Origin of the sequence: Streptomyces sp. Q6 (assembly GCF_036967205.1) — a bacterium.
Taxonomy (GTDB): Bacteria; Actinomycetota; Actinomycetes; order Streptomycetales; family Streptomycetaceae; genus Streptomyces; species Streptomyces citrinus.
Genome location: NZ_CP146022.1, coordinates 4,892,915 through 4,907,163, shown reverse-complemented (window position 1 = coordinate 4,907,163; position 14,249 = coordinate 4,892,915). Strand labels below are relative to the sequence as shown.

Genomic DNA, 14,249 nt, shown 5'->3' with positions numbered 1-14,249 from the left:
GTCAACCCGCCTGCGCCGCCACCGACTTCGGGTCGAACCCGAACGGCAGCTCCAGGCGGTGCGCGCCCATCAGCTCCGGGTCCGCGAGCAGGTCGCCGGTCGGGCCGTCCGCCGCGATCACGCCCCCGCTGAGGATCAAGGCGCGCGGGCAGAGTTCGAGGGCGTACGGCAGGTCGTGCGTGACCATGAGGACCGTGACGTCCAACGAGCGCAGGATGTCGGCCAGTTCGCGCCGCGAAGCCGGGTCGAGGTTCGAGGACGGCTCGTCGAGGACGAGGATCTCGGGCTCCATGGCCAGGACCGTCGCCACCGCGACCCTGCGGCGCTGGCCGAACGACAAGTGGTGAGGCGGGCGGTCCGCGAAGTCCTCCATGCCCACCATCGAGAGCGCCTTGCGGACCCGCGCCTCCAGCTCCGGGCCCTTCAGACCGGCCGCCGCCGGGCCGAACGCGACGTCCTCGCGGACCGTCGGCATGAACAGCTGGTCGTCCGGGTCCTGGAAGACGATGCCGACCCGGCGCCGGATCTCCGCCATGTTGCGGGACGAGACCGGCAGGCCCGCCACCGTGACCGTGCCGGCGCCGCCCGTGAGGATGCCGTTGAGGTGCAGGACGAGGGTCGTCTTGCCCGCGCCGTTCGGGCCGAGGAGCGCCACCCGCTCGCCCTTCGCGACGGAGAAGTCCACACCGAACAGGGCCTGGTGGCCGTCGGGGTAGGCGAAGGCGAGTCCGGAGACGTCGAGAGAGGCAGGAGCAGGAGTAGGAGTTGTCACAGGGTCCATCCCATCAGGCACACCACGAAAGCCGCGGCCGGCAGCGCCAGCGCGTACGACCACTGCGTGCGCGAGGCCGTCACCTCGTCGATCACCGGCATCGAGCCCGCGTAACCGCGGCTGACCATGGCGAGGTGCACGCGCTCGCCGCGCTCGTAGGAACGGATGAACAGGGCCCCCGCCGACTTGGCGAGGACGCCCCAGTGCCGTACGCCCTTCGCCTCGAAGCCCCGCGACTCCCGCGCGATCTTCATCCGCCGCATCTCGTCCGTGATCACATCCCCGTACCGGATCATGAACGAGGCGATCTGGACGAGGAGCGGCGGCAGCTTCAGGCGTTGCAGGCCGAGGAGGAGTTCCCGCAGTTCCGTCGTCGAGGCGAGCAGGACCGAGGCCGCGACACCCAGCGTGCCCTTCGCCAGTACGTTCCACGCGCCCCACAGGCCGCTCTCGCTCAGCGACAGGCCGAGCACCTGCACCTTGTCGCCCTCCGCGACGAACGGCATGAGCACCGCGAACGCGACGAACGGGATCTCGATGAGGAGCCGCTTCAGCAGATAGCCGCCGGGCACCTTCGCCACGTACGCGACCGCGCCCAGCAGCACCGCGTACAGCGCGAACGCCCACATCGCCTCGCGGGGCGTGGAGACCACGACCACGACGAAGGCGAAGACCGCCGCGAGCTTGGTGTGCGGCGGCAGGGCGTGGACCGGGGACCGCCCGGCCCGGTAGAGACGATGTGCGTGGCCCGCGCCCATGTCAGACCCCGACCTGTTCGACGGAGGCCGCGTCGCTCGTACGGCGCCTGCGCAGCGCCCAGAAGACCGCCGAGCCCGCGACCACGGTCACGCCGACGCCGATGACCCCGGCGAGGCCGCCGGACAGGCGGCCGTCGGTGATGTTCTTGACGCCGTAGTCGGCGAGCGGGGAGTCGGAGGAGGCGTGCTCCTTCGTCTTCTCGTCGATGCCCTTGTCGTGGGCGACCTTCTCCAGGCCGTCCGGGTTCGCCGAGGCGTAGAAGGAGACGAAGCCGGCCAGGAACAGGGACGTGACCAGGCCGATCACCCAGACCTTGCGGTGCGAGCGGGCCGCCACGGGAGCGGCGGCGGCCGGTGCGTCGACCAGTTCCCCGCCGACCTTCAGCTTGAGCGGCTTCGTCAGGCCCCGGGCCGCGTGGACCAGGTCGGGCCGGACGGCGACGACCGCGCCGACGGTGAGCGCGGTGATGACCGCCTCGCCGATGCCGATGAGGACGTGGACGCCGACCATCGCGGTGGCGACCTTGCCGATCGAGACGTCGGTCGTCCCTCCGACGGCGTAGACGAGGGTGAAGACGATCGCGGCGGCCGGGACCGAGAGCAGGGCGGCGACGAAGGACGAGACGGTGATCGAGCGGCGGCCGCGCGGCAGCACCTTCACCAGGCCGCGGAAGACGAGGTAGGCGACGACCGTCGTGGTGATCGCCATGTCGGTGATGTTCACGCCGAGGGCCGTGAGGCCGCCGTCGGCGAACAGCACGCCCTGCATCAGGAGCACCACGGAGACACAGAGGACCCCTGTGTAGGGGCCCACGAGTATCGCCGCGAGCGCGCCGCCCAGGAGATGGCCGCTGGTGCCCGCCGCGACGGGGAAGTTGAGCATCTGGACGGCGAAGATGAACGCGGCGACGAGTCCGGCCAGCGGCGCCGTGCGCTCGTCCAGTTCACGGCGCGCTCCGCGCAGGCTGACGGCGACGGCACCCGCGGCGACGACACCGGCGGCCGCCGAGACGGGGGCATTGATGAATCCGTCGGGGACATGCATGGCAGGGTTCTCCGGCGCTCGGCGTCAGGTGGGTGGGCTGGCTAACCGTTCGATGATAGTGCCTTGTTGCGAACGCCTTGCAAGAGCGCCTCGGTACTAATTGGGCACCGCCGACCGCCGGGGAATCCTGGCCCGCACAGCGGTACATATGGGACATTGGAGGACATGAGCGCCATCGAGCAGGAGCAGGAGCCGGGGCCGGGACACGGGCGGGACGTCTCCGGGGCGTCCGTCGAGCAGTACGCCCGCGCCCGCATCGTCACCGACTCCCCCGACGCCGGCCGCGCCGTCCCGGTGATCCTGCGGTACGAGGACCGGAGCGCTCAGGGCGCACAGGACGGCCGGAGCGGGCCGGACGGAGAGGGCGGACTCGTCCGCGTCACGCTCCCCGACCGCGGCGAGTGGGTCTTCCCGCGCGAGCTCCTGGAGCGCGGGCTGCGCGGTCCCGTCACCGGCGGCGACATCAGGATCTGGCCGTGCGGCCGGGTCCAGGCGGTCATCGAGTTCCACCGGCACACGAACGGGGCGACGGTCGTGCAGTTCGACGTGAAAGCGCTGATCCGCTTCCTGCGTCGTACGTACACGGCCGTCGCCCCGGTGACCCCTCAGGGCGTCACGCGCTGATCAGGCGTCGACGAGCTCCCGGTCCTTGTCGGCGGGGGCGTGCCTGGCGAGGCCCTCGCCCTCCACGTCGACGTTCGGCAGGACGCGGTCCAGCCACTTCGGCAGCCACCAGGCCTTCTTGCCGAGCAGCGCGAGCACGGCCGGCACGATCGTCATGCGGACGACGAACGCGTCGAAGAACACGGCGATGGCCAGGCCGAAGCCGATCATCTTCACCATCTGTTCCGAGCTGCCGATGAACCCCGCGAACACCGCGATCATGATGATCGCCGCGGCCGTGACCACTCGCGCCCCGTGCCGGAACCCGGTCACGATCGCCTGCGCGGGCCGCTCCCCGTGGACGTACGCCTCCCGCATCCGCGTCACGAGGAACACCTCGTAGTCCATCGCGAGACCGAAGACGACACCCACCATGAAGATCGGCATCATCGACATGACCGGGCCGGTCTGCTCCACGCCGAAGACCGAGCCGAGCCAGCCCCACTGGTAGACCGCGACGACGGCGCCGAGCGCGGCGAGCACCGAGAGCAGGAAGCCGAGGGCGGCCTTCAACGGCACGAGCACGGACCGGAAGACGACCATCAGGAGCAGGAAGGCGAGACCGACGACGAGCGCCAGGTACGGCACGAGCGCGTCGTTCAGCTTCTGCGAGACGTCGATGTTCATGGCGGTGGAGCCGGTGACGGACAGCTCCGCGCCGGTGTCCGCCTTGATGTCCTGGCCCTCGTCGCGGATGGCGTGGACGACGTCCTCGGTGTCGACCGACGACGGCTTGTACTTCGAGACGACACTGATGATCGCCGTGTCACCGGCCTTGTTGAACGTGGCCGGGGTGACGGCCGCGACGCCGTCCGTGCCCTTGATCGCGGTGACGACCTGGTCGACGGCGGCCTTCGGGTCGTCCGCGCCCTTGGCGTCGACGACGGTCATCAGCGGCCCGTTGAACCCGGGCCCGAAGCCGTCCGACAGCAGGTCGTACGCCTTGCGCTGGGTGGTGTCGGTGGGCTGGACGCCGTCGTCGGGCAGGCCGAGTTCGAGCGAGGCGACCGGCACGGCGAGCGCGCCGAGGCCGATGACACCGGCGACGAGGACGAGCACCGGGCGGCGCAGCACGAAGCGGGCCCAGCGGGTGCCCATGTTGGCCTTGGGCTCCGTGGTCTTGACGCCCAGGTTCTTACGCGCCTTGCGGCCGTGGACGCGCTTGCCCGCGTAGCCGAGCAGCGCCGGGATGAGGGTGAGCGCGATGAGCACGGCGATGGCGACGGTGCCCGCGGCGGCGACGCCCATCTTCGTCAGCATCGGGATGTTCACGACGGCGAGGCCGACCAGCGCGATGACGACGGTGAGCCCGGCGAAGACGACGGCCGATCCGGCGGTGCCGACGGCCCGACCGGCGGCTTCCTCGCGCTCCCTGCCCTCGGCCAGTTCCGCCCGGTACCGGGAGACGATGAACAGCGCGTAGTCGATGCCGACCGCGAGCCCGATCATCATGGCGAGGGTGGACGTGGTGGTGCCCAGGTCGAGGGCGTTGGCCAGCGCCGTGATCGACGAGACGCCGATGCCGACGCCGATGAGCGCGGTGAGCAGCGGAAGCCCGGCCGCGAGCAGCGAGCCGAAGGTGATGACGAGGACCACGGCGGCGACCGCGATGCCGATGATCTCGGTGGCGCCGGTCTCCGGCATGGCCTGGAGCGCGTCACCGCCGACCTCGACGGTGAGCCCCGTCTCCTTGGCCTGGTCGATGACCTTCTGGAGCGCGTCCCGGTCGTCGTCGGTCAGCTCCATCGAGGAGACCTTGTACGAGGCCGAGGCGTAGGCGATCGTGCCGTCCTTGCTGACCGTCTTGGCGGCGAACGGGTCGGCGACGGACGCGACCTGCTTCGAGCTGGACTTGATCGCGGAGACGGTGTCCTGGACGTCCGCCTTGTTGGCGGCGTCGGTGAGCTTCTCTCCGGCCGGCGCCTTGAAGACGACACGCGCGGTGGCGCCGTCGGCGGCCGAGCCGGGGAAGCGCTGGTCGAGCAGGTCGAAGGCCTTCTGGGCCTCGGTGCCCGGGATCGAGAAGGAGCTGGAGGCGGCGGTCGGCGCGGAGGCCGCGCCGACGCCCGCGAGGGTGAGCAGAGCCACCCATATCAGGGCGACGAAGTGCCGTCGGCGAAAGGCGAGCTTGCCGAGTTTGTAGAGGAACGTGGCCACGAGGGCGTACTCCCGGTCGGGTCGGGGGCTGAAACGGGCAGGGGGTATCGGCCCGACGACGTGAGCGGTGCGTGTCAGGTGAACCGGCGTACTGGCGAGGGATCAGGCGCTGAGGGCGGGGAGGACCACAGCGTCGATGTACGAGGTGAGGTAGGCCCGGGTCGGCGGCAGCTCGTCGATGAGCGTGCGGGTGGCGAACGCCCCGATGAGCATGTGGATCACATAGGTGAGCGCCGGATTGTCGGCCCGGATCTCGCCCCGGTCGATCGCCCGCTGGAGCATCCGGTCGAGACCGGACATCTCGGGGGCGACGATCCACTCCTTGAAGGCGGCGAGCAGATCGGGGTTGGCGTGCACGGCCACCATCAGGCCGCGCATCAGCGCGCTGTTCTGCTCCATGTGACAGTCGTCGTCGCGGACGGCCATCGCGTGCAGATCACCGCGCAGGGTGCCGGTGTCGATCTCGTCGAACTGCGGCTTCTGACTGTGCAGCGCCTTCACGACCAGCTCGGCCTTGCCGCCCCACTGGCGGTAGAGCGTCGCCTTGCTGGCCCGGGTCCTCGCGGCCACGGCGTCCATGGTCAGGGCGTCGTAACCGACCTCACGGAGCAGGTCGAGCACGGCCCCGTACAGCTCGGCCTCGCGCTCGGGCGTGATCCGGCTGCGACGTGTCGCCGCTTCCGCGGTCATCGTGATCACCTGACCTCTCCGTGTCGTACGCCCTGAACATACCCCGCGCCCTAACGAAACGAAACCGTTTCGTACGTGGCGAGCGCCACAACGTCCTCCCTACGGGGCGCCCGGCCCGGGTTGCCGGACCCTCCGGGACGGAAAAGCATGAGGAGGTGACCGACGACGCAGAGACCCTGGCCTACCTACGATTCCCGCACCTGAGCGGCGAGCGACTCTGTTTCGTGGCGGAGGACGATCTCTGGGTGGCGCCCCTGGACGGCTCGGCGCGCGCCTGGCGGCTCACCGCCGACCGCACCAAGATCGGCCATCCCCGCTTCGCCCCCGACGGCCGCCACATCGCGTACACGACCTGGCGCAGCCTCGATCCGGAGATCCACCTGGCACCGGTCGACGGCGGCCCGGCCCGCCGCCTCACCTACTGGGGCAGCGTCGACACCCAGGTGCGCGGCTGGTCGCCCGACGGGCACATCCTCGCCGTCGCCTCGCACGGCGAACCGTTCTCGTACTTCACGTTCGCCTACGACGTCCCCACCGACGGCTCCCCCGGCGGCAAACTCCCCTGGGGCCCGGTCTCCGACATCCAGATCGCCGACATCGACGGCGAGCGCCGCACCCTGCTCCTGACCGGCAAGCCCCCGCACGAGCCGGCCGCCTGGAAGCGCTACCGGGGCGGCGCGCAGGGCCGGCTGTGGGTGCACGGGCAGCGCGTCCTCGCCGATCTCGACGGACACCTCGACGCCCCGATGTTCGTCGGCGGGCGGATCGCGTTCCTCTCCGACCACGAGGGCGTCGGCAACGTCTACTCGTGCCTGCCCGACGGCTCCGACCTGACCCGGCACACCGACCACGACGCCTTCTACGCCCGGCACGCCTCCTCCGACGGCAGCCGCGTCGTCTACCAGTGCGCGGGCGAGCTGTGGCTCCTCGACGACCTCTCCCCCGACTCACGCCCGGTCAAGCTGCGCGTCCGGCTCGGCGGCCCGCGCACCGGGCGGCGCGGGTACCAGGTCCCGGCCGCCCACCACGTCGACTCGCTCTCCGTCGACGAGACGGGCCGGGCCAGCGCGGTCGTCGTGCGCGGCAGCCTGTACTGGCTGACCCACCGCGACGGACCGGCCCGCACCATCACCGACACCCCGGGCGTCCGCGTACGGCTGCCCGAGATGCTCGGCTCCGGCGGGCAGGTCGCGTACGTCACCGACGCCGAGGGCGAGGACGCCGTCGAGATCGCCTACCTGCCGCGCGCCAGCGGCGACCGCCCGCCGCGCCGCCTCGCCTCGGGCGGGCTCGGCCGCGTCCAGGAGCTGGTCTCGGACCCGGACGGCGGGCGCCTCGCCATCGCCTCGAACGACGGGCGCCTCCTGCTGCTCACCGTGCCGGAGAAGACGAACGACGCGGCCGACGCGACCGGGACTCAGGAAGGGAACGCCGAGGTCACCGAGGTCACCGAGGTCACCGAGGTCACCGAGGTCACCGAGGTCACCGAGCTGATCCGGTCCACGAACGGGCCCGTCCGCGACCTCGCCTTCTCGCCGGACGGCGCCTGGCTGACCTGGGCCCACCCCGGCATCGGGCGTTCGCTGCGGCAGATCAAGATGGCCCGGATCAAGGACCGCACGATCGTCGACGTCACCAACGGCCGCTTCGAGGACGAGAACCCGGTCTTCACCCGCGACGGCCGCTACCTCGCCTTCCTGTCGTGGCGCGGCTTCGACCCGGTCTACGACGTGCACACCGGCGACCTGTCCTTCCCGCTGGGCTGCCGCCCCTACCTCGTACCGCTGTCGTCGGCGACCCCGTCCCCCTTCGCGCTCTCGCCCGACGGGCGCACCGCGGCCGGTGGTCTCGACCCGGGCGAGAACACCGGCGACGGCACGCCGACCGTGGAGATCGAGGGCCTGGCCAACCGCGTCGTGCCGTTCCCGGTCGCCGCCTCCAAGTACTCGGCGATGCACCCGGTCGCCGGCGGCGGTCTGGTCTGGCTGCGCTGGCCGATCTCGGGCGCGCTCGGCGAGACGTTCGCCAACCCGGCCGACACGTCCTCCCAGCCGACCCTCGAACACTTCGACCTGGCCAAGGGCAAGAAGACCCAACTCGTCGACCACATGGACTGGTTCGCGGTCAGCGGGGACGGCACCCGGCTCGTCGTCGGCGACGAGGGCGACCTCCAGTCGGTGCCGTCCACCGAGGCCGGCGACAACGACTCCACGGTCTGGATCGACCTGCGCCGCATCCTCCACGAGGCCGACCCGCCCGCCGAATGGCGCGGCGCCTTCGACGAGGCGGGCCGCATCATCCGCACCTACTTCTGGGCCCCCGACATGTGCGGCATCGACTGGGACGGGGTCCTCGACCAGTACCGCCCGCTCGTCGAACGAGTCGCGTCCCCCGACGACTTCGCCGATCTGCTGCGCGAGGTCCTCGGTGAACTGGGCACCTCGCACGCCTACGTCTCCGCCGCCCGCCGCAACGAGGGCCCGCCGCACTACCAGCGCGCCCAGGGCATGCTCGGCGCCAACTTCGTCTGCCGGGACGGCGCTTGGACCCTCCAGCGGATCCTGCCCGGCGACTCGTCCGACTCCAAGGCCCGCTCCCCGCTGGCCGGCACCGGCATCCGCGAGGGCGCGGTCCTCACCCACGTCGACGGCCGCCCGGTCGACCCGCTCACCGGCCCCTTCCCGCTGCTCGCGGGCGCCGGCGGCACCACCGTGGAACTGACGTTCACCCGCACCGTCGCCGACCACCCTGCCGAGGAAGGCACTCCGGGCCCCTCGCGTCCGGCAGGCGGCGCAGGCCGCTCCCGCCGGGTGGCCGTGGTCCCGCTGGTCGACGAGCGCCCGCTGCGCTACCAGGACTGGGTCGCCAAACGCCGCGCGGTCGTACGGGAGTTGAGCAACGGCAAGTGCGGCTACCTGCACATCCCCGACATGGGCGGCTCCGGCTGGGCCCAGTTCAACCGCGACCTGCGCATGGAGGTCTCCCGGCCCGCCCTCATCGTCGATGTACGGGGCAACGCGGGCGGCCACATCAGCGAGCTGGTCATCGAGAAGCTGACCCGGAAGATCATCGGCTGGGACCTGACCCGGGACGCGCAGGCGGTGTCGTACGCGTCGAACGCCCCCCGGGGCCCGGTGGTCGCGCTGGCCGACGAGGCGACCTCCTCCGACGGCGACATGATCACCGCCGCCTTCAAGCTGCTCGCGCTCGGCCCGGTCGTCGGCCAGCGCACCTGGGGCGGCGTCGTCGGCATGACGGGACGGCACACCCTCGGCGACGGCACGGTGATCACCGTGCCGATGAACGCGGCCTGGTTCCCCGAGTACGGCTGGTCCATCGAGAACCGGGGCGTCGACCCCGACATCGAGGTCCTGCGCACCCCCCTCGACTGGGCGGAGGGCCGGCACGCGCAGCTCGACGACGCGGTGGAGCTCGCCCTGAACCTGCTGAAGGAACAGGGCGCCCTGAACCCGCCGGACTACTCGGACATCCCGGACCGCCGCCGCCCCAAGCTGCCTCCCCGGTAGCCGGCCCGGGGCGCCACGTGATCGACCCCCGCCCGGAATGCCGGGCGGGGGTCGATCACGGAAGAGAAGGACGGACGAACGCGTACGACAGCGTCAGGAGTCGCGCCCCTGATCGAACCTGTCCTGCGCGTCCTGGGCGGCCTGCTGCGCCTGGTCCTTGGCCTGCGAGCCGCGCTCGCCGACCTCGTCCTTGGCCTGCTGCGCGCGGTCGCTCGCCTGGCCCTTGTCGCCGCTCGCGGCTTCCTTGGCCTTGTTGGCGAGCTCTTCGCCCTTGTCCTTGAACTGGTCCATGATGCCCATGCTGGTCACTCCTGTAGTGGGTGAGGGGTTCGGGCCTCGACCAGCCTGACACGCTCGGACATACGGCGCATTTCGATCAATGACCGTCCGTGCACCGCACACCCAGGGACGACAGAACCGCAGGTCAGCGCAGTCGAGCGCTCTCGTCCGCCGACCCGCCGGCGCCCACAAGGCCCTTCGACACGGACCCGAGCCGCGGCTCGAACCGCCGCATCTCGCGCTGCCCGACCGCCCCGATCACCCCGGGCAGGTACCCGCGGATCCCCTGCATGCCGCGCAGCCACCACTGCGCGTACACATGCGACTGGCGGCGCTCGATGCCGGCCACGATCCGGTCGACGGCCGGACCCAGCGGATACGTCTTGTTCGACGGCCACGGCAGCCGCTGGCGCAGCTCGCGCATCACGTCGTCCTGGTCGGCGCCGCGCACCATGTCGGTGTCGGTCCACGACAGGTACCCGACGCCGACCCGCACCCCCTTGTAACCGACCTCGGCGCGCAGGCTGTGCGCGTACGCCTCGACACCCGACTTCGACGCGCAGTACGCGGTCATCATGGGCGCGGGCGTGATCGCGGCGAGCGACGCGATCTGCAACAGATAGCCGCGCGACTCCATGAGTACGGGGAGGAAGGCGCGGGCGGTGACCGCGGAACCGATCAGGTTCACCTCGATGACCCGGCGCCAGGCCACGGGATCGGAGTCCACGAAGGGCCCGCCGCTCGCGACGCCCGCGTTCGCGACGACGATGTCGACCTTCCCGAACCGCTCCTTCACCTCCCGCGCGACCTGCGCCATCGCCTCGTGGTCCGTGACATCGGCGTGCCACCAGTCGGCGTCGGCGTGCAGCCGCCCGGCGACCTGCTTCAGCTCGTCCGGCTCCAGGCCGACCAGCGCGATCTTGGCGCCGCGCGCCGACAGCTTGCGGGCGAGCAGTTCGCCCACCCCGCGCGCCGCGCCCGTGACGACCGCGACCTGACCTTCCAGACTGACCCTGCTCATGCGGCATCCGCCCCCTTCTGAGACTTCACGTACGCGTCGGACAGTTCACGGATCGTCGCGGTGACCGCTTCGGGCGCCTCGATCGGCGTCATGTGACCGAGCCCCGCCAGCTCGGTCAGGCCCACACAGTTCGGCAGCGCGGCGGCGATCCGCCGGGCGTGCACGATCGGCGTGAGCCGGTCCACGGTCCCACCGAGCACGGCGACGGGCATCGTCAACGCCTCGACACCCGCGTCGAGTTGGAGCCTCTCCAGTACGTGCGACCATCCGTACCGGACCCCGCGCGGGCAGGCGTGCACGATCCGGGCGCACGCGTCGACCTTCTCCGGGGACGACCCCGGGCCCATGGTCGCGTACTTGAGAACCCGCTTCGCGACGGGAGTGACCGGGCCGAGCGGCGCCTTCGAGCCGAGCACCGACCGCGTCAGACGGGTGCGCAGCGCGCTCGCGCGGAGCAGCGGCACGACGGTCGCCTCGGCGACCAGCGCCGAGCTGCCGGTGCTGCACAGCAGCACGGCCGCCGCGTGCTCCTGGAAGCGCGGGCGCCCCGCCGCCGCCATCATCGTCATCCCGCCCATGGAGTGCCCGCCGAGCACGGCCCGCTCGCCGGGCTCCAGCACGGCACCGAGCACGGCCTCCAGGTCATCGGCCAACATGTCCGTGGTGTACGGGAGTTGGGTGGCGGCGGGCGAGCGCCCGTGCCCGCGCTGGTCGTACACCACCACGCGGTGATCGGTGGCGAGGGCGCGGACCTGCGCCGCCCAGAAGGCGGTCGAGCAGGTCCACCCGTGCGCGAGGACCACGGCCGGGGCGTCCTCGGGGCCGTGCACCTCGACATGCAGCCGTGCCCCGTCCGCCGAGGCCACGGTCAGTTCCCGTGCGGCGACCGGAGGCTCGTACGGCCCGCCCGCCACCCGCGTCAGCCGGCTCACGCGGCACCCGCCTTCTTCTTCGTACGCGCCTGGGTGCGGGGACGCGGCTCGGGCGCGGCCGCCCGCACCACCTCGTACTCCCCCACGTCCACATGGCGCGTGGCCTGCCGGAACTCGGTCGTGGTGCCCGGCCAGACGGTGGTGTTCACGCCGTTCGCGTCGAGGTACCAGCTGGTGCAGCCGCCGGTGTTCCACACGGTGCGCTTCATCCGGTCCTGGACGCGGTTGTTCCAGCCGGTGACGGCGGTCTCGCGCGGGTCGAGCGCGACACGGCCGCCGAGCACGTCCAACTGCCGCATGTAGTCGGCGAGATAGTTCAGCTGAGCCTCGATCATCAGGATCATCGAGGAGTTGCCGAGACCGGTGTTGGGCCCGATGACCGTCATGAAGTTCGGGAAGCCGCTGGCCGTCGCGCCGCGCAGCGCCTTCATGCCGTCCTTCCACGACTGCATCAGCGTCTGCCCGTCGGCGCCGACGACCCGGTCCGCGATCGGCATGTCGGTGACGTGGAACCCGGTGCCGAAGATGATCGCGTCGACCTCGGCCTCGGTCCCGTCGGACGCCACCAGCGTGTTGCCGCGGACCTCCTTCAGACCGGACGCCACCAGGGCCACGTTCGGCTGGGCGAGCGCCGGATAGTACGTGTTGGACAGCAGGATCCGCTTGCAGCCGATCCGGTAGTCGGGGGTCAGCGCGGCACGCGTCGCCGGGTCCTTGATCGCCCGGTACATGTTCCGCTTGGCGAGCTGCTCGACGACGCCCAGTTCGTTGGGCCGCTTGGTGAACGCCTGGACCTGCAACTCCCTGATGCCCCACAGGAGTCCGCGCCGCGCCTGCGTGGTGAAGGGCAGCTGCCGGTGCACCCAGCGCTCGGCCCTGGTGATGCTCCGGTCGGCGCGCGGCATGACCCACGGCGGCGTGCGCTGGAACAGCGTGAGGGAGCCGACCTCCTTCTGGATCGCGGGCACGATCTGGATGGCCGAGGCGCCGGTCCCGATCATGGCGACGCGCTTGCCCCGCAGGTCGTAGTCGTGGTCCCAGCGCGCGGAGTGGAACACCTTGCCGGGGAACGTGTCGAGCCCCTCGATGTCCGGCGTCTTCGGGTCGGACAGCGGACCGGTCGCGGAGACGACCACGTCGGCGGTGAACGTCCCGCCGGTCGTCTCGACCTCCCACCACAGCTTCTCGCTGTCCCAACGCGCCTGTGTCACTTCGCAGTTGAAGCGGATGTGCGGCCGCAGCCGGAAGGTGTCGGCGACATGCTCCAGGTACTCGCGGATGCGCTCCTGCCCGGAGAAGGTGCGCGGCCAGTCCGGGTTCGGCGCGAACGAGAACGAGTACAGATGCGAGGGCACGTCGCACGCGCACCCCGGGTAGCTGTTGTCGCGCCAGGTCCCGCCCACCGCGTCGGCCCGCTCCAGGACCACGAAGTCGGTGATGCCCTCGCGGCGCAGCCGGACCGCCGCGCCGAGCCCGCCGAAGCCGGAACCGATCACCGCCACCCGTACGTGCTCATGCCCGCGCTCGTCGCTGCCCATCCCGGCGCCTCCCTTGCCGCACGACCCTGCCAGTGAACACTGGCGCAATTCGGAGCGTAGAGCAGCTCCCTACCGATGGGTAGGGGGCGGGCGGAGGAAAGTTACCGTCGGTACATCCGCCCGTCGCCCGGCCCCCGCCCCCACCAGGGGACCCTGCGGTCCGCCGTACGTGTCATAGGCTCGCCACGTGGCGAAAGAAGTGACGCAACCCGGCGACAAGCGCGAGTACCGCATGGCGGAACTGGCGAAGGCGGCCGGCATCACGGTCCGTACCGTGCGCTTCTACCGCGAACGCGGCCTCATCAAGCCCCCGCGCCGCGAGGGCCGGATCGCCTGGTACGACGAGACGCACCTGGCCCGCCTCCACACGATCGCCGCGCTCCTCGACCGCGGCCACACCCTCACCGGCATCGCCGAACTCTCCGAGGCCTTCGACCGCGGCCGCGACGTCGGCGAACTCCTCGGCGTGGGCGAGCCCACCGAAGAGGTCCCGGTCCGCCTCTCCGCCGCCGAACTCGCCGACCACTTCGCCGACGACGTCACCCCCGAGAACCTCCAGGCCGCCCTGGACCTCGGCTACCTGGGCACCGACGGCGAGGAGATCGTGCACATCAGCCGCCGCCTGCTCGACGTCTCCGCGGCCCTGGTCCGCGAGGGCATCCCCCTCTCGGAGGTCCTCGCGGCCGCCTGGCGCGTACGCGACCACGCCGAGTCCCTGGCCGACCTCTTCGTCGACCTGGTTCTCGCCCACGGCACCGACAAGGACGTCCAACGCCTGCGCCCGCTCGCCAAGTCGGTGGTGGAGGCGGAACTCTCGATGGCCCTGGACCGCAAACTCAACGCACCGGGGTAGCCCCCGGCCGCCGC

General features: G+C 71.4%; 12 protein-coding genes. 3 read left to right on the top strand and 9 right to left on the bottom strand.

What is annotated here, in order from left to right; all coding sequences use genetic code 11:
• Nucleotide 1: 1 nt before the first annotated feature.
• The 3 genes from V2W30_RS23050 to V2W30_RS23040 are packed head-to-tail and all read right to left on the bottom strand — an operon-like array spanning nucleotide 2 to nucleotide 2,575.
• Nucleotides 2–781, bottom strand: a complete 780-nt coding sequence (locus V2W30_RS23050) for an ABC transporter ATP-binding protein (protein WP_338699317.1) — start codon at nucleotides 779–781, stop codon at nucleotides 2–4.
• Nucleotides 769–1,530 (bottom strand): cobalt ECF transporter T component CbiQ, encoded by a 762-nt coding sequence (cbiQ, locus tag V2W30_RS23045; RefSeq protein ID WP_338699314.1) that lies wholly within the window; start codon nucleotides 1,528–1,530, stop codon nucleotides 769–771. The genes V2W30_RS23050 and cbiQ overlap by 13 nt, the downstream gene beginning before the upstream one ends.
• Before the next feature lies 1 nt (nucleotide 1,531).
• Nucleotides 1,532–2,575 carry an energy-coupling factor ABC transporter permease gene (locus V2W30_RS23040; protein WP_338699312.1) on the bottom strand — a complete coding sequence of 348 codons (1,044 nt, stop codon included), beginning with the start codon at nucleotides 2,573–2,575 and terminating at the stop codon, nucleotides 1,532–1,534.
• Nucleotides 2,576–2,740: 165 nt separating this feature from the next.
• On the opposite strand from V2W30_RS23040, the gene V2W30_RS23035 reads away from it, so the two are divergent.
• Nucleotides 2,741–3,199, top strand: coding sequence for an SsgA family sporulation/cell division regulator (locus V2W30_RS23035; protein WP_338699310.1), 459 nt, complete (start codon nucleotides 2,741–2,743; stop codon nucleotides 3,197–3,199).
• Here V2W30_RS23035 and V2W30_RS23030 read toward each other — a convergent pair whose 3' ends face one another.
• The gene (locus tag V2W30_RS23030) at nucleotides 3,200–5,395 is read right to left on the bottom strand and encodes an MMPL family transporter (protein ID WP_338699308.1); all 2,196 of its coding nucleotides are present in this window, start codon (nucleotides 5,393–5,395) and stop codon (nucleotides 3,200–3,202) included.
• A gap of 102 nt (nucleotides 5,396–5,497) precedes the next feature.
• A complete protein-coding gene (locus V2W30_RS23025) occupies nucleotides 5,498–6,085 on the bottom strand; it encodes a TetR/AcrR family transcriptional regulator (protein WP_338703731.1) in 588 nt (195 codons plus the stop codon).
• Nucleotides 6,086–6,261: 176 nt separating this feature from the next.
• Between V2W30_RS23025 and V2W30_RS23020 the strand changes: the two genes are divergently transcribed.
• Nucleotides 6,262–9,612, top strand: a complete 3,351-nt coding sequence (locus V2W30_RS23020) for a S41 family peptidase (protein WP_338703730.1) — start codon at nucleotides 6,262–6,264, stop codon at nucleotides 9,610–9,612.
• Between the two features lie 93 nt (nucleotides 9,613–9,705).
• On the opposite strand, the gene V2W30_RS23015 is transcribed toward V2W30_RS23020, so the two are convergent.
• The 4 genes from V2W30_RS23015 to V2W30_RS23000 all read right to left on the bottom strand — a co-directional run bounded on the left by V2W30_RS23015 (nucleotide 9,706) and on the right by V2W30_RS23000 (nucleotide 13,382).
• Complete coding sequence (locus tag V2W30_RS23015; RefSeq protein WP_338699306.1) at nucleotides 9,706–9,912, bottom strand: hypothetical protein; 207 nt, start codon at nucleotides 9,910–9,912, stop codon at nucleotides 9,706–9,708.
• A gap of 124 nt (nucleotides 9,913–10,036) precedes the next feature.
• Nucleotides 10,037–10,912, bottom strand: coding sequence for an SDR family oxidoreductase (locus V2W30_RS23010; protein WP_338699305.1), 876 nt, complete (start codon nucleotides 10,910–10,912; stop codon nucleotides 10,037–10,039).
• Nucleotides 10,909–11,844: an alpha/beta hydrolase gene (locus V2W30_RS23005; protein WP_338699304.1), complete on the bottom strand. Its 936-nt coding sequence runs from the start codon at nucleotides 11,842–11,844 to the stop codon at nucleotides 10,909–10,911. The genes V2W30_RS23010 and V2W30_RS23005 overlap by 4 nt, the downstream gene beginning before the upstream one ends.
• Nucleotides 11,841–13,382: an NAD(P)/FAD-dependent oxidoreductase gene (locus V2W30_RS23000; RefSeq protein WP_338699303.1), complete on the bottom strand. Its 1,542-nt coding sequence runs from the start codon at nucleotides 13,380–13,382 to the stop codon at nucleotides 11,841–11,843. The genes V2W30_RS23005 and V2W30_RS23000 overlap by 4 nt, the downstream gene beginning before the upstream one ends.
• A 232-nt stretch (nucleotides 13,383–13,614) precedes the next feature.
• On the opposite strand from V2W30_RS23000, the gene V2W30_RS22995 reads away from it, so the two are divergent.
• Complete coding sequence (locus tag V2W30_RS22995) at nucleotides 13,615–14,235, top strand: MerR family transcriptional regulator (RefSeq protein WP_425244693.1); 621 nt, start codon at nucleotides 13,615–13,617, stop codon at nucleotides 14,233–14,235.
• The last annotated feature ends 14 nt before the right edge of the window (nucleotides 14,236–14,249 follow it).

Excerpts from the sequence above, each read along its gene's own strand:
- V2W30_RS23015 (WP_338699306.1), bottom strand. The coding sequence starts at position 9,912 with ATGGGCATCATGGACCAGTTCAAGGACAAGGGCGAAGAGCTCGCCAAC.
- V2W30_RS23040 (WP_338699312.1), bottom strand. The coding sequence starts at position 2,575 with ATGCATGTCCCCGACGGATTCATCAATGCCCCCGTCTCGGCGGCCGCC.
- V2W30_RS23050 (WP_338699317.1), bottom strand. The coding sequence starts at position 781 with ATGGACCCTGTGACAACTCCTACTCCTGCTCCTGCCTCTCTCGACGTC.
- V2W30_RS23035 (WP_338699310.1), top strand. The coding sequence starts at position 2,741 with ATGAGCGCCATCGAGCAGGAGCAGGAGCCGGGGCCGGGACACGGGCGG.
- V2W30_RS23010 (WP_338699305.1), bottom strand. The coding sequence starts at position 10,912 with ATGAGCAGGGTCAGTCTGGAAGGTCAGGTCGCGGTCGTCACGGGCGCG.
- V2W30_RS23025 (WP_338703731.1), bottom strand. The coding sequence starts at position 6,085 with ATGACCGCGGAAGCGGCGACACGTCGCAGCCGGATCACGCCCGAGCGC.
- cbiQ (WP_338699314.1), bottom strand. The coding sequence starts at position 1,530 with ATGGGCGCGGGCCACGCACATCGTCTCTACCGGGCCGGGCGGTCCCCG.
- V2W30_RS23000 (WP_338699303.1), bottom strand. The coding sequence starts at position 13,382 with ATGGGCAGCGACGAGCGCGGGCATGAGCACGTACGGGTGGCGGTGATC.
- V2W30_RS22995 (WP_425244693.1), top strand. The coding sequence starts at position 13,615 with ATGGCGGAACTGGCGAAGGCGGCCGGCATCACGGTCCGTACCGTGCGC.